The following is a 26,341-nucleotide window of genomic DNA, read 5'->3' on the forward strand; positions in this document are numbered from 1 at the left end:
TTATCCTCTACCCAACAAAACACCCAAATGATAAAATCTTGTTGTGACATAGCCTTTTGTTCCTTTATTTCTCTTTGTTTGTCAACTTAAAGTTATAAAGGAGCGGCTATGTCATTTCAACTCACCATAAAAGTCGAGCATCGCGTTATATAACAACAAATTACATCACCATTTGACATTCCAAATCGACATTTCACTTCAACTGTTGCCATTTAATTTCTCCGAAAAGAGGGAATTATATTCCACCATCAACGGATTGAATACGTGACCCAGTAACATCAATCTTTGCCGTCTGAATATTTTCCAAATAGGCATACTATACTTGGATTCAATAAATTGATGTCACTACCCACTCACTCAATTAATAACAACAGAAACCAGACAATAATTAAACAGGGAGATATCAAAATTTAACAGAATATTGCACCTCCATTACCAGAAAAATCAGCTCAATACGCCCATTACGGTATCATATTAGCAATTAAATAGAGTGAATTGTGCGTTAGTTAATATTTTATCCCGCTAATAGTTCATTGTATATTTTTGACAAGAATGAAATAAAAAAATATTATTGCGATTGGTGTCAGAACCACTGCCGAAAATATATCGCTTAAATAAAGCGAATATGAATAAAACTTAAACTTAACAATGCCGAGATGGTGGTGAATATAATACCCAGTAATGGGGAATCAGCCCAGCCTTTCAGTGGTAGGCTTCTGAACATTTTGGCGCCTTAATTAGGGATGTTTAAAAATGAAAGCATTATCTATTATTGCTCTTGTATTTGCTGCTTTGTCTATCTTTATTCCAGTTGGTGGCGTATTTATCGCTATGTTCTGTAGTGTTCTTGCTCTAATGTCATTTTATAAAAGCCCAACATTATCTGGTGTAACATTTGGTATGAACATCATTTCCACGGCTTTTTTATCTCCAAGCCTCATGGTGACGGCGGCCTCAATACACAGCGATGGTGGCGATGGCGTAGGGCTTTATTGGTTCTATGTTGGCTTTCATATAGTTCTTTTTGTATTGGCAATTATTATCTCAATGATTTTGAAGAAAAAAGCAAGTAAAAAAGAAACCGTTACAGCAAGTTAACTGCAAATACCCCCTAAAAGGAAAGGGTTAATAATTACACAATATCTGTATAAAAAACCAAAAACCTTGACGTTAGATAATTAAATACGCAATTAAAATAATTAGATAACTTAATGTATGTGGATATATAAATGAAAAACGTATTGAAATGGGTAGGGATAGTATTTGTTGTTCTTATCGTTATAGGCTTCATTGCAGGAAATGATGAAAGTAAATCATCAAGTAGCAATTCCTCTGCGGCAACATCATCAAAAAAAGCAATTAAGTTGACCGAAAATGAACTAAAAGCCGTCAAAGAGATGATTTACGATGAAGTGGAAACCAGCTTTGATGGAGGTAGTTCACAACTAGATACAGAGTATTTAGCTGTATCAGCCAGAGAAATGCAAAAAGTCTACGCAGACAATGAAGCCAGAGGTGATAAGATCTACAAAGGTAAAAAAATTATCGTATCTGGTATTATTGATTCAATAGATTCTAGCTTTGGCGATATTCCTGTTGTGACATTAAAAACAGGTGATATGTTTAATAAAGTGCATGTCAATTTTTCTAAAAAATATAGAGACCTTGCCGCTGAGCTAAATAAAAATCAAAAGGTTAAATACGCCTGCGTTGGTAGTAGTGTCATTATAGGATCTCCATCGGTGAGGGATTGTACTCCAGTTTCGGTTGCCGTAGATGAATTGACCGATAAGCTTGTATCATCTGCAAATAATGCTTTAAAAAATCCAAGTAAAGCAAGCGAGTATGATAAACAAATAATTCTTTTTGTTAAGGTTGCTTCTGTAGCAACAGAAGATTTTAAAACATGCAACGCCATTGATCAGAAATGTTTATCCTCTGCTATCTCTAAGTACGGCGAAGATAATTTGAAAAATAACGAAGAGATTAAAGCAGTAATGGAAAAATTAGGAGTAGACCCCGCTACACTAGAAATATAAACCAGCCCCGAAAGGGGCTTTTCCCCTTCTAAACTTTGCTCATATTTTGTGTTTCCCGTCAGTAAAACAGCCCCCAAATTTCAGATATACCATTACGATGGCAGTCTACACTCAGCACCTCGATAAAATCGAGACCTTTACAGGAGGAACGGAGATGCCTAAAGGTATCGCGATCCACGCTCGTTGGTTTTGAGAATGGTAAGGTTACGAGAATTATCAATAAACCCGACCACAAGCTGATCGATGGATATAACAAATCAGCCCCTGAATAATCAGAGGCTTTTTATTTTATTGGGTTATTTGGTCTTATAATGCGCTTCTGCATCAGCAAAACGTTGTTGTGTTGCCTGACTTGGTGCTTTTCCTAGTAAACTCACCGCAATAATAGCAATCGTCGCGAAGATAAAGCCTGGAATAATTTCATACAGGGAAAACCAGCGGTACTCCATCCAAACCAGTACAGTGATAGCTCCCACCAACATACCAGCCAGCGCACCGTTACGGGTCATACGTTTCCAGAGTACTGACATCAGTACCACAGGGCCAAATGCTGCACCAAATCCTGCCCAGGCATTACTCGCCAGTGCTAACACCTTATTATTCGGGTTAGTTGCAATCACAATCGCGATAGCTGCTACCAACAGTACCATCATACGTCCAACCCATACCAATTCTTTCTGACTAGCTTTGGTACGGATAAATGCTTTATACAGATCTTCCGTCAATGCACTGGAACAAACCAATAGCTGACAACTTAAGGTACTCATAACCGCAGCCAGTACAGCAGATAGCAATATACCAGTGAGCCACGGATTGAACAAAATGACAGACAGTTCTATAAAGATGCGCTCACGGTTCTGCAATACAGCAGCAGCCTGTCCTGGATATAATTCAAAATACGCGATACCAAAGAAACCTACTGCCACGGTTCCCCCTAAACACAACAGCATCCACGTCATACTAATACGGCGAGCCTTATGAATAGTCTGGTGGGAATCTGCCGCCATAAAACGTGCCAAAATATGTGGTTGGCCAAAATAACCAAAACCCCAGCCCAACAGGGAAATAATGGCAATGATATTCAGCCCCTTGAACATATCCAAGTAAGCCGGGTTTTTGGCTTCAACGATATCGATTGCAGTACCAACACCTCCCACTTTAAGCAGGATCAGCACCGGCACCAAAATCAAGGCAAAAATCATCAAAGTTGCCTGAACCGTATCCGTCCAACTCACGGCCAAAAAGCCGCCGAGGAAGGTATAGGCAATTGTCGCCAATGCACCTAGCCAGATAGCCTTTTCGTAGCTGATGCCGAACGTGTTTTCAAACAACAATCCACCAGCAACAACACCCGATGCACAATAAATGGTGAAAAAAATCAGGATAACCAGCGCGGAGATAATACGTAGGATTTTACTCCGGTCTTCAAAACGATGGGTGAAATAGTCTGGTAAAGTTAACGCGTTATTATTTATCTCAGTATGCACACGCAATCTGCCCGCTACCCAACGCCAGTTCAAATACGCACCCAGCAAACAGCCCAACGCGATCCAACTTTCTGAAATACCGGAGAAAAAGATCACTCCCGGCAATCCCATCAATAACCAGCCACTCATATCAGAAGCGCCAGCAGATAATGCGGTTACCACACTACCTAATTTCCGTCCACCCAATATGTAATCATCAAAATTCTTGGTGGAACGATAAGCCGCAAAACCTATCAACAACATCCCTGCGATATAGATAATGAAGGTAATGAGCATTGGTGAATTTACTGTCATGCAGGTTCTTCTCCATAGTGTTTTTATAAATTATGTCTCTGCAAATGGGTTATTTGCGTAAATAATGTCATCTATGCTTGAAGTACCTTTAAGTGATACCTCATCTTCTTGACCAGGCTGTAACAAGTTGTACCTGAAGATGCCATTAGTTTTCATATGTACTATTTACACTTGTAATTATTTTAGAATTACATTCTATCCTAGTTTAGCTAAAATATTTTTAACAACTAATTAACTGTATTTTTATAAAAAACGCTTGCTAAATCACATTTATCGCCCCAGAAGTTGCACTTGAAATTGAATAACTGGTTATACCTGAAATTTAACAATTATAATAAAACCAATAAATATCAATAAAATAAATAAAAATCAATAATAAGTTTCACTGAAAAAATAATGAAAACAAGATTAATTTCACAAATTTAGAATGACTGCTTTTAACAAAGTTGCACAAAGTTGCAACATGAAAGATATTGTTATGTAACTTGTTATAGTCTTACCTATTAAGGAGTAAAAATGGGTAGTACCACTATGGGTGTAAAGCTCGATGAAGCAACGCGTAATCGAATCAAAGCCGCAGCACAACGAATTGAACGCACACCACACTGGCTAATTAAGCAAGCCATTTTTAATTATCTTGAACGTCTGGAAAATGAGGGAAAGCTTCCAGAAATATCAGCAGGTCAGGATAACAAAGAAGAAATGATTTCCGAAGTAGAATCACAGATTGAGGCACCTTATCAACCATTTCTGGATTTTGCCGAACATATTTTACCCCAATCGGTGAAACGTTCTGCAATTACTGCGGCCTATCGTCTCCCCGAAACTCAAGCGGTTCCTATGCTGCTGCAACGTGCACAGCTATCAGAAGAACAAACGAAGGCAGCTCACAAACTCGCTTATTCTATTGCCGAAAAACTGCGTCAACAAAAACAGGGCATTGGCCGATCAGGTTTAGTTCAGGGATTGTTGCAAGAGTTTTCACTTTCTTCACAGGAAGGGGTGGCATTGATGTGTCTCGCCGAAGCTTTGTTACGTATCCCCGACAAAGCAACCCGCGATGCCTTGATCCGCGATAAAATCAGCAACGGCAACTGGCATTCTCATTTAGGCCAAAGCCCCTCCATGTTTGTCAACGCTGCAACATGGGGCTTGTTGTTTACTGGCAAGCTGGTGTCCACCCATAATGAAGCCAAGTTATCCAAATCCTTAAACCGTATTATCAGCAAAAGCGGCGAGCCGTTGGTACGCAAAGGTGTGGATATGGCGATGCGCCTGATGGGTGAGCAATTTGTGACGGGAGAAACCATCGCCCAAGCCCTTGCCAATGCACGCAAACTGGAGGAAAAAGGCTTCCGTTATTCTTATGATATGCTCGGCGAGGCCGCATTAACCGAAGAAGATGCGCAAGCCTACATGGTTTCCTATCAGCAAGCGATCCATGCCATTGGTAAGGCATCAAACGGCCGTGGTATTTATGAGGGGCCAGGTATTTCCATCAAACTTTCTGCCCTGCACCCGCGTTACAGCCGTGCCCAGTACGAACGTGTTATTGATGAACTCTATCCTCGCCTGCTTTCCCTCACCTTACAGGCCCGTCAATATGATATCGGTATCAATATTGATGCAGAAGAAGCGGATCGTCTGGAGATCTCCCTCGATTTGCTGGAAAAATTGTGTTTCGAGCCAAAACTGGAAGGCTGGAACGGTATTGGTTTTGTCATTCAGGCTTACCAGAAACGCTGTCCTTTCGTCATTGACAGCATTATTGATTTAGCACAACGTAGCCGTCACAGATTGATGATCCGGCTGGTGAAAGGGGCTTATTGGGATAGTGAAATTAAACGTGCCCAAATCGATGGTTTGGAAGACTATCCGGTGTATACCCGCAAGGTCTATACCGATGTTTCTTACCTTGCCTGTGCCCGCAAACTGCTCGCTGTTCCTAATCTGATCTACCCACAATTTGCTACCCATAACGCTCATACTTTATCCGCTATTTATCACCTGGCTGGACAAAACTATTATCCCGGACAATATGAGTTCCAATGCCTGCATGGCATGGGTGAGCCGCTTTATGAACAAGTTGTCGGCAAGATCTCAGAAGGTAAACTCAATCGTCCATGCCGTATTTACGCACCGGTAGGCACACACGAAACATTACTGGCCTATCTGGTGCGCCGTTTACTGGAAAATGGGGCTAATACTTCGTTTGTTAATCGCATTGCCGATACGTCACTGCCGATTGATGAATTGGTCGCTGATCCGGTAAACATTGTACAAGAATTGGCACAAATTGAAGGGCAAATCGGCCTGCCACATCCTAAAATCCCTCTGCCACGTGATTTATACGGCAAAAACCGTGTTAACTCATTAGGGCTAGATCTCTCCAATGAACATCGTTTAGCTTCTCTTTCCAGCGCCCTGCTCAGCTCTTCAATGGAAACGTGGAACAGCGAACCGTTATTAGGTGGTAGCTACCAACCGACAGGAGAACTGCCTACAGCTAAGCCGGTGAATAATCCAGCCATAAATTCCGATATCGTGGGTTATGTTCGTGAAGCCACTGAACAAGAAGTCAGCCACGCGCTGGATGTGGCTACCGATGCCGGCGCAATTTGGTTTGCCACTCCCCCTTCAGAACGTGCCGCAATTTTAGTGCGTGCAGCGGAGTTGATGGAAAATGACCTGCAATCTTTGCTCGGCATTCTGGTTCGTGAAGCGGGTAAAACATTCAACAATGCGATTGCCGAAGTGCGCGAAGCCGTAGATTTTCTCCATTATTACGCTAGTCAGGTTCGCCAAGACTTTGCCAATGATACCCACCGCCCGCTGGGACCTGTCGTGTGTATCAGCCCGTGGAACTTCCCGCTGGCAATTTTCACCGGCCAAATCGCCGCTGCACTGGCAGCAGGTAATAGTGTCCTGGCAAAACCCGCAGAACAGACGCCACTTATTGCCGCCGTTGCAGTAAAAATGTTGCACCAAGCGGGTATTCCTCGCGATGTGCTGCAATTACTGCCCGGACAAGGGGAAACGGTGGGCGCACTACTGGTTGGTGATGAACGTATACGCGGTGTGATGTTTACCGGCTCTACCGCAGTTGCCAGCTTGTTGCAACGTAATATTGCCGGTCGTCTTGATGCACAAGGGCGCCCGACACCGTTGATCGCAGAAACCGGTGGCCTGAATGCCATGATCGTCGACTCTTCCGCGTTAACCGAGCAAGTTGTTACCGATGTCATTGCTTCTGCTTTTGACAGTGCAGGCCAGCGCTGTTCTGCCCTGCGTATCCTGTGTATTCAGGAAGATGTCGCTGAAAGGACTATCGCCATGCTGAAAGGAGCGATGGCTGAATGCCGGATGGGTAATACTGAGCACTTATTCACAGATATTGGCCCCGTCATTGATGCAGAAGCGAAAGCGGGTATCGAACGTCATATCCAAACCATGCGTACCAAAGGTCGGACAATTTATCAGGCGGCATACGAAAATGCCACCGACAGCCTGGCATGGTCACAAGGCACTTTCGTCCAACCAACGCTTATCGAGTTGGAAAGTTTCGATGAATTGAAGAAAGAAATTTTCGGACCAGTCCTGCATGTTGTCCGTTTTAAACGTAATGAGTTGGATAAGCTGCTGGATCAAATCAACGCTACGGGTTATGGCTTGACGTTGGGGATCCACACTCGTATTGATGAAACCATCGCCCAAGTCACAGGTAAAGCAAAAGTCGGCAACATATATGTCAACCGCAATATGGTTGGTGCCGTCGTCGGCGTGCAGCCATTTGGTGGTGAAGGCTTATCAGGCACAGGGCCAAAAGCCGGTGGGCCGCTGTATCTGTATCGCTTACTGTCACAACGCCCTCTCAATGCTGCCAGCCAAACCCTGGAACGACAGGATACAGAGTATGAGCTTGATGCCAAAACCCGTGTGGATCTGCACTCACCTCTCTACAAACTGGCGGATTGGGCAACCGAACAGAATAATGAAGCATTAGGCCAGGTGATTCAGGAATACAGTTTACTGGCACAAGGCGGGACAATACGTTTATTGCCGGGACCAACCGGAGAGCGCAATACTTATACCCTATTACCGCGCGGTCATGTTCTTTGCCTTGCAGACAATGAACAGGATGCATTGGTGCAATTAGCCGCAGTACTCTCTGTCGGTTGTCAGGTCCTTTGGGAGAAAGACGAACTGCATCAAGGGCTACAACGCCAGTTACCGAATGAAATTCACCGGCATATCCATTGGGTTAACGATTGGCAGAATGAAGAAACAGCGATGGAAGCGGTTATTTATCATGGCGATTGCGACCAATTGCGCCGAGTATGTGAGGTGATTGCCCAACGTAAGGGGCCGATTATCGCCGTACAGGGGTTTGCCCGTGGTGAAACCAATTTGATGCTAGAACGCTTACTGCATGAACGTTCATTAAGTGTTAATACGGCAGCAGCAGGCGGTAATGCGAGCTTGATGACAATTGGTTAATATTATTACGGTTAGCATGATTTTTTTCGTTGAAGCCACTTATTTAGTAATTAAAATAAGTGGCTAAATTAAATGGTTAAAAGTAAATACATAGAGGGGAATACGTGATAATCGCATTCCCCTCTGAAATCGTTTCAATTTGACAACATTATCTATCGGTATAATTAATCAATGACGACCATTCTGTTGCCAACTCAGATATTGTTCATATTTACGCAGTGCAATATTGTAATTGCTGAAAGCAGATTGGGATAATTTTTCGCTGAGTTTTTCCTGAATCTTTTTTGTCGTAAACTCACCGGTCGGATAATTACTTGAAGTCAGCAATTCATCCAAACGCCTTAAACGCACCACATATTCACGCACAGTACTATGACTCATCTCTGTTTGCTCAAACAGATACTGTTTAAATGACATAATGTCAAAATAATCAGTCTGGCTATTGCAATAAATCTCACTACAAAAGCGGCACAACGCCACAAATTTACCCTGCAACTCATTCCAGGTTTTGTCATCCACCAATTCAGTCATCTCAGAAATAGCTTCTTTATTGATGACCTGACCGTTAAAAACCAGCGAAATACGGTCAAGGGTTTTATGACAGTGCAGACAATGAGTCTGGCTGTGTTTATAATCTTTGATATAACGGCTAAGAGGCCGTTTCTTTTGTGTTGTAATAGACATAAGAGATAAAGCCCTGTGTATAGTCTTAACAAAAAAAACAAACAAGCAAAAAGTTACTTCTCTGGATTCAAACGCGCCCTCAACCTTTTTATCGCCTGGCTGTGAAGCTGACTTACGCGGGATTCTCCCACATTAAGCACCGCGCCGATCTCTTTAAGATTCAGTTCTTCCTGATAGTACAACGTAAGAACCATCTTTTCCCGTTCAGGTAACGATTCTATGACCTCGATGACCCGCTGACGAAGATCACCTTCCAGTAATTGTTGCAGAGGGTTTGCCTCATGCTCCTCCTCAATCACTGGCTCACAGCTTTCACCGTGAATTTCGTGCCATTCGTCATAAGAAAACAGTTGACTGTTATTCGTGTCTAACAGTATTTGCCGATATTCTATCAGATTAATCTTTAATTCTTTAGCAACTTCCTGCTCACTGGCTGGACGGCCTAACTCTTGCTCAAGTTTACGGATGGTCTGCGTGACTTCACGTGCGTTACGCCGCACACTACGCGGAGCCCAATCACGGCTCCTCAACTCATCCAACATTGCACCTCTGATGCGCTGTACCGCATAGGTGGTAAAGGCGGTTCCCTGCATGGAATCAAACCGCTCCACCGCATTCAGTAAGCCTATGCCACCGGCCTGAAGCAAGTCATCGAGTTCTACGTTGGCAGGTAATCTGACCTGTAGCCTCAATGCTTCATGGCGAACTAGTGGTACATAGCGCTTCCAGAGGCTATTTTTGTCCATCACGCCTTCGGCGGTATACAAATCGCTCACAACAACAGACACCTTTGGATAAGAGACTGGATACCATTATCCAATCCCCTAATCGGTACAATCGTTTGAACAATGAAGTAAAAGCACTTCTTTTTCACCTATGCGAAATTTTTTATGTCCGACCAAATGCATAGCAAGTTTCAGGCTGCCCTTGACGGTCTTTATAAAATTATGACCAAAAAATAAGGATCGGCGAACCGATCCTTATTTTATAAGCGTCATTTATGCCGGTTACCCTGCATAAATACTCAACTGGAAAATAACAATTAACGCAGCAGAGACATAACGGTTTGTGGGATCTGGTTCGCCTGAGCCAGAACAGCAGTACCCGCCTGTTGCAGGATGTTGCCACGGCTCATGTTGGAAACTTCAGTTGCGTAGTCGGCGTCTTCGATACGGCTTTTTGCAGCGCTCAGGTTGTTAACGGTGTTGTTCAGGTTGTTAACCGTGGATTCCAGACGGTTTTGTACTGCACCCAGGGAGCTACGCAGGCTGTCAACATCTGACAAGGCTTTATCCAAAACCTCCAGTGGCTTGGGCTTGGCAGTAATTTCTGTAGGAGCCTTCACTACAGACTTAGCACTTGTGCTATCAACAGTTACATCGTAGTATTTGGTCTTACCATCCTTATCAGTACCTTTTAATACAAATTTATCTGCAATCTCATTGCCATCTTTATCAAGAGCATGATTTACTTCCGTACCTGTCAACTTCAATGCCGTAATACTAGCATCGGCTAGATCAATATCTTTACCCGCTATTTTAGTTCCTGCAGATTTACCATGAGGCGCTTTTCCGCCAGCCACATTAAATTTTTCCAACTTCAGTTCTTGACTATCGATCTTTTTCAGATCAATGTTGATAACTTCGCCATCATTAGCACCAACCTGAACCTTCATAGTTGTATTGTCATTCAAGACTTTAATGCCGTTGAATTGAGTTTGTTCAGAAATACGATCAATTTCTTCTAAACGCTGTGTAACTTCTTTCTGAATGGATTCTATATCGCTCTTAGAGTTGCTACCGTTTTGTGACTGAACAGCCAATTCACGGATACGTTGCAGGTTGTTATTGATTTCGTTCAGAGCACCTTCGGTAGTCTGAGCAATGGAGATACCGTCGTTAGCGTTACGGGCAGCCTGAGTCAGACCTTTAACGTTCGCCGTAAAACGGTTAGCAATCGCTTGACCAGCAGCATCATCCTTCGCGCTGTTAATACGTAAACCAGAGGACAGACGCTCAATAGCTGTACCTAAAGCACCTTTAGATCGGGTCAGGTTATTTTGAGCCAGCAGAGATGAATAGTTGGTATTAATGACTGATGCCATAGTAGAGTTCCTTTTAAAATCAAGTCGATATAATTAGTTTGAGCCTTTTGCTCACGGTGTTCACCACCGCCAACAGTTTTATCGGCTGCTTAAAAAGAACCTTTAATATTTCTTGAAAAAACTTTTTTATTTTTTTCCCGCTTTTCCTCGATAACCCAAATAGCGCCTGTTCTCATCAACTATTCCATCCATCAAAAAAATTATTTTGTCAGTAAACTTTTCGTAAATTAATCCGATAACATGTCCAGTGATGCTTTTTATTAAAAGGAGTCAATATGGCTAGCATTTCCTCTTCGGCAGGAGCCTTATCCGGGTTAGATCCAAATTTATTGGATAAGCTTGAAGCAAGCGAAAGAAAACGTTTACAACCAATAACCCAGCAACAAACCAGCTATAAAGCTAAACTTACTGGTTTCGGTACGTTAAAAGGGAGTTTGGAAAAATTAAAGAGTGCATCTGAAGAACTCAAAAAATTTGATAAACTCAATACCACTAAAACCAGCGAAGATCATAAAACATTTACTCCGAGTACAGATTCAAAAGCCAGTCCGGGTAACTATGTTATTGAAGTTCAACAGCTTGCCAAGGCTCAGTCTTTGCAATCTAAGGCATTTCCTGATGTAAAAGCCCAATTAGGGGAACAGGGTAAAGGCTCCCGTACCATTATTATTACGCAACCAGGTGAAGAAAAAGCCGGTGAAGAAAAAGAAAAGCCAATGCGCATTTCCCTGAAAGATAATGAAACTTCTCTGGTTGAAATTCGTAATGCGATTAATAAACAAGAAAGCAACGTTAATGCCAGCATTATCAAAGCAGAAGATGATAAAAACTATTTAATCCTGACCTCGAAAAAAGCAGGCACAAAATCAGTTATGACGATTGAGGTTCAGGGTGATACTAAACTGGGTGAGTGGCTGAACTACAAGTCTGACGACAAAGGCAGTGGCACTGGTAAAATGACACAAGTGGTGGAACCTGCCAATGCAAAATTAACAATCAATGGCATTAAGATTGAACGCCAGACTAATGAAATAAAAGATGCACCAGAAGGCATTACGCTGAATCTGAAAAAGGTTTCAGAAAAAAAAGAAGTCGAAATCAACGGCAAGACTGAAAAAAGACCGGTACCAGAAACACTGGTGGTTTCTCGTGACATTGAGCCAATGAAAGAAGCGATTAAAAAGTGGGTTGATGCCTATAATGAGCTACAAAACACGTTCAGTTCATTAACCAAATACAAGAAAGTTGGAACAGGTGAAGCACCTTCAAAAGATAATGGTCCCTTGCTTGGTGACAGTACTTTAAAAGGTATTCAAAGCCAGCTAAAACACCAGCTCGTTGCAGCACAAAATGTTGCTGATATTGCTACTCTAAATAAACTGGGCATCAAACAAAAATTGGATGGTACACTGGAAATCAGTAACGAAAAACTGGAAAAAAAACTGAAAGAGAAATCAGCCGATGTTAAGGCTTTCTTTATGGGTGATGGAGAAAAAACCGGTTTTGCAACCACAACTTATAATTTCTTGAAAAAAACCTTGGATAGCCACGAAGGGACTATCGCAACAGTTACCGAAGGTATCAATAAAAGTCTGAAGACACTGGAAAAACAAGCAGAACAGACGAATAGAAATATTGAAGCCACAATGCAACGTTATAAAAAACAATTTACCGCGCTGGATAAACTCACCACTTCAATGAATCAGGCAGGTTTATCCCTGGCCCAACTTTTAAGATAATAAAAGGACACTAATGTATCAACGTTCGGCAAGCCAGTTATACGCTCAGGTAGATCTTGAGAGCGAAATTATGAATGCCTCTCCCTATCAATTGATTCAGATATTGTTCAACGGGGCGCTCAGCGCCCTGCGTCGTGCAATCATTCTGATGCAACAAGGGAATATTCCAGAAAAAGGGATAGCTATTTCAAAGGCGATTAATATCATTGATAATGGTCTCAAAGAGGGATTAGATTTCGAGAAAGGCGGCGAGATTGCCCAGAATCTTTTTGCTTTATATGATTATATGGGTCGCCGTTTACTCCATGCCAATTTACGCAATGATGAGAAGGCTATTACCGAAGTGATTGATTTACTTACCGAGATTTCAGATGCTTGGCGGCAAATAGGTCCTCATTACAACGCCAGTCAGGATATTGTTTAATGAAAAATGATACGGATCTTTTGTCAGCTTATCAGCAGATCCTTAGTTTAAGTGAGCAAATGATTGATTTAGCTAGAAATGAAAAGTGGGATGAACTGATTGATATGGAGATCACTTATCTGAAGGCAGTCGAAGTGGTTACTTTACTATCAGAAAATTCAGACGCACCTATTTCATTACAACAGCAATTGACCAAAATTTTGCAAACTGTCTTGGATAATGAAAAAGAAACTAAGAGATTGTTGCAAAAAAGGTTAAATGAACTCAGTGACCTGATTAAACAGGAAAGTTGTAAACAACGCTTACATGATACATACGGACAGTTCCCGACTAATAACTATGAAATGGAGTTAATTACGACGGAATCGAAATAGATATCACAAAGGCACCCGTGATTCCATTTAACAATAACTCTGATTAATGGTGTCATTTATTTTTTATTTCAGGTGGTGTTAATTCGTCACTATCGTTTTTTGGGTTAATCTAATTCGGCACTTTATTGTATTGATATTTTGCAAACAATCAAGGTATCTTATCTATATTTTTTAACAAAAATTTAACCATCAAATGATAGTGGCGATTCTGCTACTATGAGGCAATTAACAGGCGAATCCAAGGAATAATACAAATCAAAATATCTGATAATAACCGGTACCGAGTTTAATCACAGTAGTACCCTCGGATTTGTCGTTGATGATGAATTTGCCATCGGGATAGATTTGGATGATAGGGGAAACCAGCCCCCTAAGTTTTTGCTATTGGTAATTAATTTTTTCTTTTAATTCTTTTATTTTACTTTCCAGATTGGGAACATTTTTACTGGCAGCTTGTTGATAATGTTCAAGTGCTTTTTCATAATCTTGAGGTTCAATCTGACCACGTTCATAAATCATTTCCAAATTTAAGTGAGCGTAACCATCATCTAACGCTGCTGATGTAAGAAACCATTGCATAGCCTTGCGTGGATGCGTGAAAATAGCGATGACCAAATTAAATTACTCAATGAAAAACTCGCAGTTGCCCCATATATGCCCCAAGAAATTAATGAAAAATAAATATTTATTTTTTATCAACGAGATAAATATCTAAACCTGCATATTCATAATCTCGTGATACGCACTGACCAGTTTATTCCTCACTTGAATACCCATTTGCAGAGAAATAGTCGATTTTTGCATATTCACCATAACATCATTTAGCTCCACCCCTGGAACTCCCAGAGTGAAATCTTGTGCCTGCTTCGTCGCTCTCAGGCGTGTTTGGTTTATTTTTTCCACGGCCGCAGTCAGTTGACTGGCAAAACCACCTTGTATTGGAATAGGTTTGGCAATGTTTGCTGCTTGTAAAGCCTGAACCTGCATCTGTTGCAGTACACCTTCAATTGCCGGAATTGACATAAAAACCTCGCGTTAAATCACCCTATTGATTATGTGATTAAGTGCCATATTAGCCGTGGGCTGGTTGGCAATTTTCCACTACTGCCACCGTAACATAGCCTTTTTAAACTAAAGCGGGTAATTGAAGTAAAAATTCGAAGCTTATTGTGCCATTAAAAGAGGTGTGAACAGCGAATAATGACGGGATTAATAATAGGAAGAATCTTTTCGCTTGCGTATGGGGAGTCTGTTTTGTTACGCCACGCTTTTAGTATTCATGTTGACCAGCAAGGCAAGGATCGTCTATGAGTGCAGCAACAACCGACGTTGAAAACCAAAATAAAGGCTTCAACGCTATCATCAGCAGGATAAAAACTGATCCAAAAGTTCCGTTATTAGTTGCTGGCTCTGCTGCCATCGCTATCTTCGTCGCCCTGTTTCTCTGGTTGCGCAGTCCCGACTATCGGGTACTTTACAGCAATCTGAGCGATAAGGATGGTGGCGAGATTGTTACGCAATTAACCCAAATGAATATCCCTTACCGTTTTGCCGAGAATGGTGCGGCTCTCATGATACCTACCGATAAGGTGCATGAAACGCGTCTGAAACTGGCACAACAAGGGTTGCCCAAAGGGGGAGCCGCGGGTTTCGAACTATTGGATAAAGAAAAATTCGGTATCAGCCAGTTTAGTGAGCAGGTAAATTACCAACGCGCGCTGGAAGGTGAGTTGGCTCGTACCGTGGAATCGCTCGGCCCAGTCCAGAGCGCGCGCGTCCATCTGGCTCTGCCTAAGCCTTCTTTGTTCGTTCGTGAACAAAAATCGCCGTCAGCCTCAGTAACTGTGGGGTTGCTACAAGGCCGTGTACTGGATGAAGGACAAATTAATGCTATCGTGCATATGGTTTCAAGTAGTGTTGCCGGCTTACCCGCAAGCAATGTCACGATTGTAGATCAATCCGGTCGCCTGTTAACACAAAGTGATGCCACTAGCCGCGATTTGAATACCACTCAGTTGAAATATACACAGGAAGTGGAAAACCGTTTCCAGCATCGGATTGAAACCATCCTGGCGCCGGTGGTCGGCCGGGGCAATGTGCATGCACAGGTCACTGCACAAATTGACTTCTCTCGTCGCGAAGAAACAGCAGAAGAATATAAACCTAACCAGCCACCGAATCAGGCTGCTATCCGTTCTAAACAGAGCAGCACCAGCGAGCAAAGCGGCGGACCATTGGTCGGGGGCGTGCCAGGGGCGTTGTCAAATCAGCCAAGTGCTGCACCAAGTGCACCAATCGAAAAACCGAACGCAAATGCCAAAGGCAACGGTGACGAAAAATCTGACCAACAGCGCAGTAACGCTAACAAAAACAATAGTTACGAGCGTATGTTAAGCAACAACCGCAATAACCGTTATGACGAAACCACTAACTATGAAGTAGATCGCACCATTCGTCATACACAATTGCAGGCTGGCGCAGTGGAACGCCTTTCGGTTGCAGTTGTGGTCAACTATGCCACCGTGAAGGGAGAAAATGGCCCTGAAACACAAGCGCTGACACCAGAACAGCTATCACAAATCGAAGGGTTGACTCGTGAAGCAATGGGCTTCTCTGCTGACCGTGGCGATAGCCTGAATGTGGTTAACACACTGTTCAATGACACCAGCGAAGTGATAGAACCTTTGCCATTCTGGCAGCACTCTGCCCTGCTGGAGAAACTGTTAGAAGCAAGTCGTTGGTTACTGTTGGTACTGGTTGCATGGCTACTGTGGCGTAAGATGATCGTGCCACAAATCGCTAAAAAACGTGCCGCAGAAAAAGCTGCGCTGGAAGCGCAAAAGAACCCGCCGAAACAGCAAACAGAAACCAATGCTGAATTGGACGAAAAAATGCGCCGTAAGCTAGCTCGCCAACGTGTCAATGTTGAGCTTCAAAGCCAGCGTCTGCGTGAACTTGCAGAAAAAGATCCTCGCGTCGTCGCGCTGGTGATCCGTCAATGGATGAGTAACGAACAATGAGCCTGACCGGAACAGAAAGAAGTGCCGTCATGTTAATGACCTTGGGAGAAGATCAGGCGGCCGAGGTGTTCAAACACCTGAATTCCAGAGAAGTGCAACAACTGAGTGTCGCGATGGCGGGGATGAAACAAGTCTCTAACCAGCAACTGGTTGAAGTACTGGCAGAGTTTGAAGAAGATGCGGGACAGTTTGCTGCCCTCAGCATCAACGCAAATGACTATCTGCGCAATGTACTGATCAAGGCATTGGGCGAAGAACGGGCTTCCAGCCTGCTTGAGGATATCCTTGAGTCCCGTGATACGACGACGGGCATCGAAACCCTCAACTTTATGGAACCGCAGATGGCGGCCGACATGATCCGCGATGAACATCCGCAGATCATCGCCACCATTTTGGTTCACCTGAACCGTGGTCAGGCTGCTGATATCCTCGCCCTGTTTGATGATCGCCTGCGTAACGATGTCATGCTGCGTATCGCTACTTTTGGGGGCGTACAACCATCTGCGTTGGCAGAATTGACGGAAGTACTGAATAACCTGCTGGATGGTCAGAACCTGAAACGCAGCAAGATGGGAGGTATTCGTACTGCGGCTGAAATCATCAACTTGATGAAAAGCCAGCAAGAAGAAGGTGTCATTGAGGCAGTTCGTTCCTACGATAACGAACTGGCACAGAAAATTATTGATGAAATGTTCCTGTTCGAAAATCTTATCAGCGTGGACGATCGCAGTATCCAACGCCTGTTGCAAGAGATTTCCACCGATTCCTTACTTGTGGCATTGAAAGGTTGCGATCAGGCATTGCGCGATCACTTCCTCAACAATATGTCGCAGCGTGCTGCTGAAATCATGCGCGATGATTTGGCAAACCGTGGCCCTGTACGGATGTCTCAAGTGGAAGCCGAACAGAAAGCCATCCTGCTTGTTGTTCGTCGTCTGGCAGAAAGTGGCGAAATGATCCTAAACGGTGGTGACGATACCTATGTCTGATAAGTCGAATAATGGAAACTGGCGGCCATGGCAGCCAGGCGAATTGACTCAGTGGGAAACCCTGCGGGCAAAACTGGAACCCATAGATGAGGAACAGCAGCCAAGCGAACAAGATCGGCTGCTGGAACAAGCAAGAATACTGGACGAGCTAAAAGAGCAGGCGCGTCAGGCTGGTCATGTGCAGGGCTTTGCAGAAGGCCAGATTCAAGGCTATGAACAAGGGGTTCAGGAAGGCCACCAAGCCGGATTGGAACAAGGTTTGCAGGAAGCCAAACAACAACAGCAAGTTATTACTGATCAGTGGAAAGCCTTGCTAACGGACTTTAGCCATTCACTGGATGGGTTGGATACCGTGATTGCTTCCCGCCTGATGCAACTTGCATTAACTGCTGCCCATCATATTCTGGGGCAACCTGCGGTTTGTGATGGCACTGCCCTGCTGAATCAGATCCGCGAATTTATCCAGCAAGAACCTATGTTCAGCGGCAAACCCCAATTGCGTATCCATCCACAAAATATTCCTCTGGTTGAGCAGCAACTGGGGGAAGTTTTGGCGCTACACGGCTGGCGTTTAGTTGCGGATAACAAACTGCATCCGGGCGGCTGTAAAGTCAGCGCCGATGAAGGGGATATGGACGCCAGTTTAGCTACCCGCTGGCATGAAATGTGTCGTCTGGCAGCACCGGGAGAATTGTGATGACGGCAAGATTGGGTTGCTGGTTGGCAACTTTGGATTCATTAGAAAAGCGGCTGGAAAAAACACCAAAAGTACGTCGCTATGGGCGCCTGACCCGCGCCACAGGCTTGGTACTGGAAGCCACTGGCTTACATATGCCTCTCGGTGCTACCTGCCTGATCGAGCGCCAGAATGGCAACGCCATTGAAGAGGTTGAAAGTGAAGTCGTCGGCTTCAACGGCGAAAAACTGTTGCTGATGCCACTGGAAGAATTAGAAGGTATTGTGCCAGGCGCTCGCGTCTATGCCCGTTCTTATGGCGAAGATGCGAGCGCCGGACGCCGATTACCTCTGGGAGCGGAATTACTCGGCAGAGTTCTGGATGGTGCAGGCCGCCCCCTTGATGGTTTACCTGCCCCCGATACAGGTTATCGCGCCCCCTTGACAACAACGCCATTTAACCCCCTGCAAAGAACCCCTATCAGCAATGTATTGGACGTTGGCGTTCGTGCCATCAATGCCCTACTGACAGTGGGACGTGGGCAACGTATGGGATTATTTGCCGGTTCCGGCGTCGGTAAAAGTGTGCTGCTTGGCATGATGGCTCGTTATACCCAAGCTGATGTGATCGTTGTGGGATTAATTGGTGAGCGTGGTCGTGAAGTTAAAGACTTTATCGAAAATATTTTGGGCAAGGAGGGATTATCACGCTCGGTCGTCGTTGCCGCTCCCGCCGACGTTTCACCTTTACTGAGAATGCAAGGCGCCGCTTATGCAACGCGCATCGCCGAAGATTTCCGAGACAGAGGCAAACATGTCTTGTTGATCATGGATTCTCTGACCCGTTACAGCATGGCACAACGTGAAATTGCACTGGCTATCGGCGAACCACCAGCAACCAAAGGTTATCCTCCTTCTGTATTTGCCAAGTTACCGGCACTGGTGGAAAGAGCCGGTAATGGTGTCAGTGATGGCGGCTCTATTACTGCATTTTACACCGTGTTGACAGAAGGTGATGACCAGCAAGATCCAATTGCCGATGCTGCGCGAGCCATCCTGGATGGTCATATCGTACTATCACGTTCACTGGCGGAATCTGGTCATTATCCTGCTATTGATATCGAGGCTTCTATCAGTCGTGCCATGACCGCGCTGATCGACAATACTCATTATCGGCGAGTACAACATTTCAAACAGTTGCTTTCCAGCTATCAACGCAACCGGGATTTGATCAACGTTGGTGCCTATGCTGCGGGTAGTGATCCTCTGCTTGACAGGGCGATTGAGCTTTATCCTCATATGGCCCAATTCCTGCAACAAGGCATTGACGAGCGCAGCGAATACGATGAAGCCTGCACTCAGCTTCAACAATTATTGCCAACATAATATTTTGCCTATGGGAGTTTAACCAAAAAATACTTTTGCCAAGGGGTATAACATTTATCAATACGGTGCCGATATAAATTTACTATTGATGTCATTCAGTAACGCTGATGTCTGTTTGGTGATTAATACGAGGAAATACATGCAACAACACTCCCCTCTCATGACTTTGCGTGAACTTGCCCAGGATGCGGCAGAAAAAGCAGCATCGCAACTTGCGCAGATTCGGCAAAGTCACCAACAAATGGAGCAACAACTCACGGCGTTAATGAATTATCAGGATGAGTATCGTACCCGTCTGAATGACACGCTCAGCAGTGGTATGTCCTGCTCTACTTGGCAAAATTACCAGCAGTTTATGAGAACGCTGGAAATGGCAATTGAACAGCACAGATTACAGCTCAACCAATGGAAAAAGCGTCTTGAACAAGCCATGTCACAATGGCAGGAAAAACAGCAACGCCTGAATGCCTTCGACACACTGCAACAGCGGGCAGAGCATAATTTGAAGTTACACCAAAATCGCATGGAGCAAAAACAAATGGACGAGTACGCACAACGCGGTGCACAACGGAGAATGAAACAATGAATCTCACTCTTTTGCCTACTGATTTAAAATTCACGGACAAAGGTACGGATAAAAGTCAGCCGACTTTAAATAATACCGTGATCGGTAACCATTCTTCTCAATTTGGGCAACTTCTCAATGCAGAAACAACCTCTATGCGGAAGCCCACTACTCAAGTGGATAAAAATAGTCTGAAAGAGGAAAAATCCACCTCTGATAAAACAGCAGAAAGCAGCTGGCCGCAATTGGCAGCAGTGCCAGATAACAGCATGGTCAAGGATAAATCATCGGTAGAAACAGCACCGCAAGAAAACAGTGCCGAATTTGCTGTATTAAAAGATGAAGATCTCTTATCAGCCGAAACATTAAGTGCGACGATACCAATCCAGCTTGCTGAGCTGCTGACTCCTCATACAAATTCCGCTGTTCTTACTGAAAACTCACAGGGTTTGATGGGCAATGAATTGTTAGAAAATAAATTGCTGGAAAATTCTTCACCAGAAGATGCATTGCCGGAAACTGCCTGGCTGGATAGCGAAAACAGCCCTGCTAATACACTGTTGGTCAGCAACGCCAAAGATAGCAGATTAACTGACAACAATTTTGTTGAACTGTCTAAAGCGGGTGAGCAAGGTGAAGACATTCAACTTTCGGCTAAACAGGTGGCGCTCCCTCTGAACAATAAGACAGAGAGTTCTGTCAGCCTTCAATCTGAATTGGCACCGCTCGCCGGACAACTCAAACTGGCTACCAATAACCTTGCCACCAATAATAAGGTTGAATCTGGCAAGGCTCTTCTCAAAGAGACAATCTCAGGCAATAGCAAAGATCCAAATCTGCTCCAGATGGCAATTCAGGCAACGCCTGCATTGCCATCTTCGACGGCAGAAACAGCTTCTATTGACTCACCTACGGTATTGGCAACCCCTTCCCTGCTTTCAACCGGACAGCAGTTTCAGCTTAACAGTACCACTACACCTTTCACTACACCTTTATTAAAGGCTCATCTTGGCAGCGAAGAGTGGCAGCAACAGCTCAATCAACATGTGCTGTTCTTTAACCGTAACGGTCTACAACAGGCAGAACTTCGCTTACATCCTCAAGAACTGGGAGCATTGCACATCCGCATGAGTGTTGAAGACAATCAGGCACAATTGCATTTTGTTTCTGCCCATCAGAATGTTCGTGTGGCTCTGGAAGCGGCATTACCCGGGTTACGCCATGCATTGGCTGAAAACGGCATTCAATTGGCACAAAGCAGTGTCAACAGTGATGCCCAAGGCAACAGTCAACAAAAGTATTTTGCTGATAACCATGCCAATAACCCGAACAGCAATTCTGATTCCCATGCTGAAACGCAAGAGTCTGGTTTAGTGGCTGCAACCGGGATCACAACCCCCTCTGTATCAGCCATCAGGGTGACACCTCAACAACTCACCTCGGCCAGAGGAGGTATTGATATTTTTGCCTAATTACCACCTAAACATTAGCCTAATTTCGTGGGACGTCGGAATAAAACGAAAACAGGTCGATAACAAACGTGTGAGTTAATGGTTTTTTCCCCGTTTGTTCCAGCCATTGCCGAAACAAAGACGCGGGATAATTGATCTCGATTTTGATGGATAAGGGCTTCGCCACGGAATGCGCGGAGACTTATTCGCAACAGAAAACAGGAATTTATCTGTCCATGTCTGATTATAGCTACGAGCATAAACGCACAAATCCAATTTGGATGATACTGTTAGTACTGATTGCTGTTCTTGGTGTTGCCATCGGAGGGTATAGCTGGTGGGTAATGAATCAGTCAGCCAATAACAGTACAGAAAAAACCAAAGCCATTGATGCCCCCGTATTTATGACCTTGGAGCCTTTTACCGTCAATTTGATCGACAACGAAGAGCATTTCGATCGTGTTCTCTACGTTGGCATCACATTGCGTCTGACTGACGAGAAAACCCGTCAGCGCTTCCATGAATATCTGCCAGAAGTTCGTAGCCGCATGTTGCTGTTATTATCTCGTCAGGAAGCCACCGATCTGGCAAAAGATGATGGCAAGAAGCATTTGGTGACAGATATCAAACAGATACTACACCCGACACTAATACCCGGTGAACCCGATCAAGAAGTCACCGATGTGTTATTCACCACGTTTATTCTGCGATAATCACAATGAGTGACAATATTCTTTCACAAGCAGAGATCGACGCTCTGCTCAATGGTGACAGTGCCTCTGCTGATGACGTAGAACAAACTGCGTCCCGAGAAAATGAGGTTCGCCCTTACGATCCCAATACACAACGCCGTGTTGTACGCGAACGTTTGCAGTCACTGGAAATCATCAATGAACGTTTTGCCCGCCAATTCAGAATGGGGCTGTTTAACATGCTACGCCGTAGCCCGGATATTACGGTCGGCGCTATCAAGGTTCAGCCTTACCACGAATTTGCCCGCAATCTGGCCGTGCCAACCAACCTCAATCTGGTTCACCTGAAACCATTGAGGGGAACGGCGCTATTCGCTTTTGAACCCAGCTTAGTTTATATCGCCGTTGATAACTTGTTTGGGGGTGATGGCCGTTTTCCAACCAAAGTGGAAGGTCGTGAATTTACCTATACCGAACAGCGGATCATTAATCGGATGCTGAAATTGGCACTGGATGCCTATCGTGATGCATGGGATTCCATCTTTAAACTTGAAGTGGAATACGTGCGTTCCGAAACGCAGGTGAAATTCACCAATATCACCACTTCACCGAATGACATCGTGGTGACTACACCGTTTCAAGTAGAAATCGGTGCATTGACCGGGGAATTCAATATTTGTATTCCATTCGCCATGATCGAGCCTCTGCGCGAGCGCCTGACCAATCCCCCAGTGGAAAATATACGTCAGGAAGAGAGCCAGTGGCGCGAAAGTTTAGTGAAGCAAGTTCAACATTCAGAATTAGAACTGGTGGCCAACTTTGTTGATATCCCTTTACGGCTGTCAAAGATCCTTGAATTGAAAAAAGGCGATGTCTTACCGATTGAAAGACCCGAACGTTTAATCGTTCACGTTGATGGTGTGCCTGTGCTCACCAGTCAATATGGAACACTAAACGGGCAATATGCCCTGCGTGTTGAACACCTGATTAACCCTGTTTTAACTGCTCTGGATGAGGAAAAGCCCAATGAGTGATGCTAAACAACCTACAGATACCAGCTCGACTGAAGATATGTGGGCAGAAGCGCTGGAACAACAGGCCGCACAGCAAACCTCTGACGGCGGCGCGTCAATATTTGAGAATCTGGAAGCGCAGGATGCGTTGGCCCAGCTTTCCGATATTGATTTGATCATGGATATTCCTGTCAAGCTTTCTGTCGAGCTAGGCCGTACTAAAATGACCATCAAACAACTGTTGAGACTGTCACAAGGCTCAGTCGTTCCCCTTGATGGTCTGGCGGGAGAACCATTGGATATTCTGATTAATGGTTATTTGATCGCGCAGGGAGAAGTGGTTGTCGTATCCGATAAATACGGTATCCGTATCACAGATATCATCACTCCTTCTGAGCGTATGCGTCGCTTGAGTCGTTAACTATGATGGCGAACCAGCCTTTCGTTCATACCTCTTTTCAACAGGATGCAGCACTTGATGCTGCACCTGTTAACACGGCCGCCAGCCATGCCCATGTGAATATGATCAAACAGACAGGCAATAGTGATCCCCTGCCAGCCAGTCAAACGCTGATGCAAGTCAGCAGTGCCCTGGGCGGTGTTTTATTGCTGATTTTCTTCATAACATGGCTAGTTCGCCGTTTGGGTTTTTCCCCGGCTAAAAGCAAAAATCATCGTTTGCTAAACGTTAAGGCAAGCTGTTCCCTTGGGCCGAAAGAACGGGTTGTTGTGGTAGAAGTCGAGGATAACTGGCTAGTTTTAGGAGTCACATCCCACCAGATCAATATGCTGCATCAAATGCCTGCCCCCCCTGACAACGTGGACAAGGAGACCGCGCTCAAGTCGCTGCCATTTGGTCAGATGCTAAAAAATACACTCCAGCGAAACAGCAAAAATGACAAGGACGATGATGAAAAATAGCGTTTTTTTTATGACAGGCAAAAAATTTGTCTCGCGGCTTTATCCAATGCGTTTGACGGCTCTGTTTATGGCGCTCCTGCTGCCACTGTTCCCCATGAACGCGGCAGCCGAGTTTCCTGGTATCATCAGCCAGCCCTTAGCCAATGGCGGACAAAGTTGGTCATTGCCAGTCCAAACCCTGATTTTCATCACGGCACTGGGGTTCATCCCTGCTGCTCTGCTAATGATGACCAGTTTTACCCGCATCATCATTGTACTTGGTTTGCTGCGCAATGCGCTGGGAACGCCTTCTGCCCCGCCTAATCAGGTTATGTTGGGTTTGGCGTTGTTTATGACTTTTTTCATTATGGCGCCAGTATTTGACAAAGTTTACCAAAACGCTTACCTACCCTACAGTGAGGATAAAATCACACTGGAAGTCGCACTGGATCAGGGAGCCAAACCTTTACGCCAATTTATGTTACGTCAGACACGGGAAAATGATCTGGCACTGTTTGCCCGTCTTGCCGATCAGGGCGCATTTGAAACGGCGGATGCTGTTCCAATGCGCGTGCTCGTTCCCGCGTTTATTACCAGTGAATTGAAAACCGCATTCCAAATTGGCTTTACCCTCTTCATTCCGTTCTTGATCATCGATCTGGTTGTTGCCAGTGTCTTGATGGCGTTGGGGATGATGATGGTTCCACCAGCTACTATCTCACTGCCGTTCAAACTTATGCTGTTTGTTTTGGTAGATGGCTGGCAACTCTTGCTTGGTTCACTGGCACAGAGTTTTTATGTTTAATCAATAGTGTTATGTCTAGCGTGAAATCTTATTGGAATAAAGAGCAAAAAGCGGTTTGAGAAAATTATGACTCCAGAATCGGTAATGGCCCTCGGTGTTGAAGCAATGAAAGTGGCGTTAGCACTGGCTGCCCCCCCCCTTTTATCTGCCTTAATCAGTGGCTTGATCATCAGCTTATTACAGGCGGCAACTCAGGTAAACGAGATGACCTTATCGTTTATTCCGAAAATCCTGGCCGTCTTCGTGACTATCGTCACTGCCGGACCATGGATGCTAAATTTATTGCTGGATTACATGCGCACGCTGTTTAGCAGTATTCCGACTATTATCGGTTAATTATGATCCCGTTTGATAGCGAAACACTTTCCCGCCTCGTCAGCGATTTTTTCTGGCCATTGGTGCGTCTGTTGGCCTTGTTCAGCACAGCCCCCATTTTCAGTGAAAAGCAGATACCGATAAAAGTTAAAATTAGTCTGGCCTTAGCGATCACCGCTTTACTCGTTCCAACTCTCCCCTCCCCGCAAATTCCGATTTTTTCTGTTGCCGGAATTTGGGTCTTGATACAACAAATATTGATTGGTATGGCCTTGGGACTGACCATGCAAATCGCCTTTGCCGTAGTGCGGCATGCAGGTGAAGTACTCGGCTTACAAATGGGACTTTCATTCGCCACATTTTTTGATCCTACTGGTGGCCCGAATATGCCTATCTTAGCCCGCATCCTCAATATGATGATGATGTTGCTGTTCCTGGCTCTTGATGGACATTTATGGCTATTATCAATTCTGGCAGATACGTTTTATTCCATTCCCGTTCAATCAGCCCAATTGAATCCAAAGGGTTTTCTGTTGCTATCCCAAAGTGCCAGTCTAATTTTTATCAATGGCATGATGCTGGCAATGCCAATGATTACCCTACTTTTGGTTTTGAACTTCTCCCTGGGCATGTTAAACCGCATGACACCACAACTTTCTGTATTTGTGGTCGGTTTTCCGTTGACTCTGACTGTAGGGATTTTCACGCTTTCCCTGTTATTTCCAACATTGGTGCCATTCACTGAGCGGTTATTTGGAGAAATGTTTGACCATTTGGCGATAATCATTCATGAACTGGTACTGTAGCTGTTATTTTTCTGATCAACCCGCCAATCTGGCGGGATAACTTCCATCTTGTCCTGATATTCCTCTTCAACCATCCACCATA

Annotated in this window: 25 protein-coding genes; 19 read left to right on the forward strand and 6 right to left on the reverse strand. The window is 44.4% G+C overall.

What is annotated here, in order from left to right:
• Nucleotides 1-753: 753 nt before the first annotated feature.
• Together Xets_RS14215 and Xets_RS14220 are read left to right on the forward strand one after the other, a co-directional pair.
• On the forward strand, nt 754-1,098 hold the full coding sequence (locus Xets_RS14215) for a hypothetical protein (RefSeq protein ID WP_099116282.1): 345 nt from the start codon (nt 754-756) through the stop codon (nt 1,096-1,098).
• A 131-nt stretch (nt 1,099-1,229) separates the two neighbouring features.
• Nucleotides 1,230-2,039: a hypothetical protein gene (locus Xets_RS14220; RefSeq protein ID WP_099131286.1), complete on the forward strand. Its 810-nt coding sequence runs from the start codon at nt 1,230-1,232 to the stop codon at nt 2,037-2,039.
• A gap of 296 nt (nt 2,040-2,335) precedes the next feature.
• On the opposite strand, the gene putP is transcribed toward Xets_RS14220, so the two are convergent.
• Entirely contained in the window at nt 2,336-3,820 is a 1,485-nt protein-coding gene (gene putP, locus Xets_RS14225; RefSeq protein ID WP_099131287.1) for a sodium/proline symporter PutP, read from the reverse strand.
• A gap of 516 nt (nt 3,821-4,336) precedes the next feature.
• Between putP and putA the strand changes: the two genes are divergently transcribed.
• Nucleotides 4,337-8,317, forward strand: a complete 3,981-nt coding sequence (putA, locus tag Xets_RS14230) for a trifunctional transcriptional regulator/proline dehydrogenase/L-glutamate gamma-semialdehyde dehydrogenase (protein WP_187651958.1) — start codon at nt 4,337-4,339, stop codon at nt 8,315-8,317.
• 168 nt (nt 8,318-8,485) lie between these two features.
• Here putA and fliZ read toward each other — a convergent pair whose 3' ends face one another.
• The 3 genes from fliZ to Xets_RS14245 form a co-directional block, all read right to left on the reverse strand.
• Nucleotides 8,486-9,001: a flagella biosynthesis regulatory protein FliZ gene (gene fliZ / locus Xets_RS14235; RefSeq protein WP_187651959.1), complete on the reverse strand. Its 516-nt coding sequence runs from the start codon at nt 8,999-9,001 to the stop codon at nt 8,486-8,488.
• A 53-nt stretch (nt 9,002-9,054) separates the two neighbouring features.
• A complete protein-coding gene (locus Xets_RS14240) occupies nt 9,055-9,777 on the reverse strand; it encodes an RNA polymerase sigma factor FliA (RefSeq protein ID WP_099116287.1) in 723 nt (240 codons plus the stop codon).
• Between the two features lie 266 nt (nt 9,778-10,043).
• On the reverse strand, nt 10,044-11,105 hold the full coding sequence (locus Xets_RS14245; protein ID WP_099131290.1) for a FliC/FljB family flagellin: 1,062 nt from the start codon (nt 11,103-11,105) through the stop codon (nt 10,044-10,046).
• Nucleotides 11,106-11,380: 275 nt separating this feature from the next.
• On the opposite strand from Xets_RS14245, the gene fliD reads away from it, so the two are divergent.
• From fliD to fliT, 3 genes are read left to right on the forward strand one after another with little or no spacing between them, the layout of a single operon-like run.
• The gene (gene fliD, locus Xets_RS14250; RefSeq protein WP_187651960.1) at nt 11,381-12,844 is read left to right on the forward strand and encodes a flagellar filament capping protein FliD; all 1,464 of its coding nucleotides are present in this window, start codon (nt 11,381-11,383) and stop codon (nt 12,842-12,844) included.
• Between the two features lie 13 nt (nt 12,845-12,857).
• Nucleotides 12,858-13,268, forward strand: a complete 411-nt coding sequence (gene fliS / locus Xets_RS14255) for a flagellar export chaperone FliS (RefSeq protein ID WP_099131292.1) — start codon at nt 12,858-12,860, stop codon at nt 13,266-13,268.
• Nucleotides 13,268-13,642: a flagella biosynthesis regulatory protein FliT gene (fliT, locus tag Xets_RS14260; protein WP_099131293.1), complete on the forward strand. Its 375-nt coding sequence runs from the start codon at nt 13,268-13,270 to the stop codon at nt 13,640-13,642. The genes fliS and fliT overlap by 1 nt, the downstream gene beginning before the upstream one ends.
• Before the next feature lie 381 nt (nt 13,643-14,023).
• On the opposite strand, the gene Xets_RS14265 is transcribed toward fliT, so the two are convergent.
• On the reverse strand, nt 14,024-14,221 hold the full coding sequence (locus tag Xets_RS14265) for an SEL1-like repeat protein (RefSeq protein WP_099131294.1): 198 nt from the start codon (nt 14,219-14,221) through the stop codon (nt 14,024-14,026).
• 132 nt (nt 14,222-14,353) lie between these two features.
• On the reverse strand, nt 14,354-14,665 hold the full coding sequence (gene fliE / locus Xets_RS14270; protein ID WP_099131295.1) for a flagellar hook-basal body complex protein FliE: 312 nt from the start codon (nt 14,663-14,665) through the stop codon (nt 14,354-14,356).
• A gap of 284 nt (nt 14,666-14,949) precedes the next feature.
• On the opposite strand from fliE, the gene fliF reads away from it, so the two are divergent.
• The 13 genes from fliF (at nt 14,950) to fliR (ending at nt 26,259) form a co-directional block, all read left to right on the forward strand.
• Nucleotides 14,950-16,662, forward strand: a complete 1,713-nt coding sequence (gene fliF, locus Xets_RS14275) for a flagellar basal-body MS-ring/collar protein FliF (RefSeq protein ID WP_099131296.1) — start codon at nt 14,950-14,952, stop codon at nt 16,660-16,662.
• Nucleotides 16,659-17,651, forward strand: a complete 993-nt coding sequence (fliG, locus tag Xets_RS14280) for a flagellar motor switch protein FliG (protein ID WP_099131297.1) — start codon at nt 16,659-16,661, stop codon at nt 17,649-17,651. The genes fliF and fliG overlap by 4 nt, the downstream gene beginning before the upstream one ends.
• Nucleotides 17,644-18,348, forward strand: a complete 705-nt coding sequence (gene fliH / locus Xets_RS14285) for a flagellar assembly protein FliH (protein WP_187651961.1) — start codon at nt 17,644-17,646, stop codon at nt 18,346-18,348. The genes fliG and fliH overlap by 8 nt, the downstream gene beginning before the upstream one ends.
• Nucleotides 18,348-19,712, forward strand: a complete 1,365-nt coding sequence (fliI, locus tag Xets_RS14290) for a flagellar protein export ATPase FliI (protein WP_187651962.1) — start codon at nt 18,348-18,350, stop codon at nt 19,710-19,712. Before fliH ends, fliI begins: the two co-directional genes overlap by 1 nt.
• A 139-nt stretch (nt 19,713-19,851) precedes the next feature.
• Nucleotides 19,852-20,298, forward strand: coding sequence for a flagellar export protein FliJ (gene fliJ / locus Xets_RS14295; RefSeq protein WP_099131300.1), 447 nt, complete (start codon nt 19,852-19,854; stop codon nt 20,296-20,298).
• Complete coding sequence (locus tag Xets_RS14300; RefSeq protein WP_187651963.1) at nt 20,295-21,749, forward strand: flagellar hook-length control protein FliK; 1,455 nt, start codon at nt 20,295-20,297, stop codon at nt 21,747-21,749. The genes fliJ and Xets_RS14300 overlap by 4 nt, the downstream gene beginning before the upstream one ends.
• A gap of 215 nt (nt 21,750-21,964) precedes the next feature.
• Entirely contained in the window at nt 21,965-22,441 is a 477-nt protein-coding gene (fliL, locus tag Xets_RS14305) for a flagellar basal body-associated protein FliL (protein WP_099131302.1), read from the forward strand.
• Between the two features lie 5 nt (nt 22,442-22,446).
• Complete coding sequence (fliM, locus tag Xets_RS14310) at nt 22,447-23,454, forward strand: flagellar motor switch protein FliM (protein WP_099131303.1); 1,008 nt, start codon at nt 22,447-22,449, stop codon at nt 23,452-23,454.
• A complete protein-coding gene (fliN, locus tag Xets_RS14315) occupies nt 23,447-23,854 on the forward strand; it encodes a flagellar motor switch protein FliN (protein ID WP_047767905.1) in 408 nt (135 codons plus the stop codon). Before fliM ends, fliN begins: the two co-directional genes overlap by 8 nt.
• Before the next feature lie 2 nt (nt 23,855-23,856).
• Nucleotides 23,857-24,354 carry a flagellar biosynthetic protein FliO gene (gene fliO / locus Xets_RS14320; RefSeq protein ID WP_099131304.1) on the forward strand — a complete coding sequence of 166 codons (498 nt, stop codon included), beginning with the start codon at nt 23,857-23,859 and terminating at the stop codon, nt 24,352-24,354.
• A gap of 46 nt (nt 24,355-24,400) precedes the next feature.
• Nucleotides 24,401-25,138 (forward strand): flagellar type III secretion system pore protein FliP, encoded by a 738-nt coding sequence (gene fliP / locus Xets_RS14325; RefSeq protein WP_099131468.1) that lies wholly within the window; start codon nt 24,401-24,403, stop codon nt 25,136-25,138.
• A gap of 66 nt (nt 25,139-25,204) precedes the next feature.
• A complete protein-coding gene (gene fliQ / locus Xets_RS14330) occupies nt 25,205-25,474 on the forward strand; it encodes a flagellar biosynthesis protein FliQ (RefSeq protein ID WP_099131305.1) in 270 nt (89 codons plus the stop codon).
• A 2-nt stretch (nt 25,475-25,476) separates the two neighbouring features.
• On the forward strand, nt 25,477-26,259 hold the full coding sequence (gene fliR / locus Xets_RS14335) for a flagellar biosynthetic protein FliR (protein ID WP_099131306.1): 783 nt from the start codon (nt 25,477-25,479) through the stop codon (nt 26,257-26,259).
• Nucleotides 26,260-26,341: the final 82 nt, after the last annotated feature.

It is taken from the genome of Xenorhabdus sp. TS4 (genome assembly GCF_014467265.1).
GTDB classification, from domain to species: domain Bacteria; phylum Pseudomonadota; class Gammaproteobacteria; order Enterobacterales; family Enterobacteriaceae; genus Xenorhabdus; species Xenorhabdus ehlersii.

Bases quoted from the DNA above. Each gene is read 5' to 3' on its own strand.
- Xets_RS14300 (WP_187651963.1), top strand. From the start codon at position 20,295: ATGAATCTCACTCTTTTGCCTACTGATTTAAAATTCACGGACAAAGGT.
- putP (WP_099131287.1), bottom strand. From the start codon at position 3,820: ATGACAGTAAATTCACCAATGCTCATTACCTTCATTATCTATATCGCA.
- fliI (WP_187651962.1), top strand. From the start codon at position 18,348: ATGACGGCAAGATTGGGTTGCTGGTTGGCAACTTTGGATTCATTAGAA.
- fliT (WP_099131293.1), top strand. From the start codon at position 13,268: ATGAAAAATGATACGGATCTTTTGTCAGCTTATCAGCAGATCCTTAGT.
- fliG (WP_099131297.1), top strand. From the start codon at position 16,659: ATGAGCCTGACCGGAACAGAAAGAAGTGCCGTCATGTTAATGACCTTG.
- fliD (WP_187651960.1), top strand. From the start codon at position 11,381: ATGGCTAGCATTTCCTCTTCGGCAGGAGCCTTATCCGGGTTAGATCCA.
- fliE (WP_099131295.1), bottom strand. From the start codon at position 14,665: ATGTCAATTCCGGCAATTGAAGGTGTACTGCAACAGATGCAGGTTCAG.
- fliH (WP_187651961.1), top strand. From the start codon at position 17,644: ATGTCTGATAAGTCGAATAATGGAAACTGGCGGCCATGGCAGCCAGGC.
- Xets_RS14245 (WP_099131290.1), bottom strand. From the start codon at position 11,105: ATGGCATCAGTCATTAATACCAACTATTCATCTCTGCTGGCTCAAAAT.
- fliR (WP_099131306.1), top strand. From the start codon at position 25,477: ATGATCCCGTTTGATAGCGAAACACTTTCCCGCCTCGTCAGCGATTTT.
- fliJ (WP_099131300.1), top strand. From the start codon at position 19,852: ATGCAACAACACTCCCCTCTCATGACTTTGCGTGAACTTGCCCAGGAT.
- fliP (WP_099131468.1), top strand. From the start codon at position 24,401: ATGCGTTTGACGGCTCTGTTTATGGCGCTCCTGCTGCCACTGTTCCCC.
- fliN (WP_047767905.1), top strand. From the start codon at position 23,447: ATGAGTGATGCTAAACAACCTACAGATACCAGCTCGACTGAAGATATG.
- fliZ (WP_187651959.1), bottom strand. From the start codon at position 9,001: ATGTCTATTACAACACAAAAGAAACGGCCTCTTAGCCGTTATATCAAA.
- fliM (WP_099131303.1), top strand. From the start codon at position 22,447: ATGAGTGACAATATTCTTTCACAAGCAGAGATCGACGCTCTGCTCAAT.
- Xets_RS14220 (WP_099131286.1), top strand. From the start codon at position 1,230: ATGAAAAACGTATTGAAATGGGTAGGGATAGTATTTGTTGTTCTTATC.
- fliQ (WP_099131305.1), top strand. From the start codon at position 25,205: ATGACTCCAGAATCGGTAATGGCCCTCGGTGTTGAAGCAATGAAAGTG.
- Xets_RS14265 (WP_099131294.1), bottom strand. From the start codon at position 14,221: ATGCAATGGTTTCTTACATCAGCAGCGTTAGATGATGGTTACGCTCAC.
- fliF (WP_099131296.1), top strand. From the start codon at position 14,950: ATGAGTGCAGCAACAACCGACGTTGAAAACCAAAATAAAGGCTTCAAC.
- fliO (WP_099131304.1), top strand. From the start codon at position 23,857: ATGATGGCGAACCAGCCTTTCGTTCATACCTCTTTTCAACAGGATGCA.
- putA (WP_187651958.1), top strand. From the start codon at position 4,337: ATGGGTAGTACCACTATGGGTGTAAAGCTCGATGAAGCAACGCGTAAT.
- Xets_RS14215 (WP_099116282.1), top strand. From the start codon at position 754: ATGAAAGCATTATCTATTATTGCTCTTGTATTTGCTGCTTTGTCTATC.
- fliS (WP_099131292.1), top strand. From the start codon at position 12,858: ATGTATCAACGTTCGGCAAGCCAGTTATACGCTCAGGTAGATCTTGAG.
- fliL (WP_099131302.1), top strand. From the start codon at position 21,965: ATGTCTGATTATAGCTACGAGCATAAACGCACAAATCCAATTTGGATG.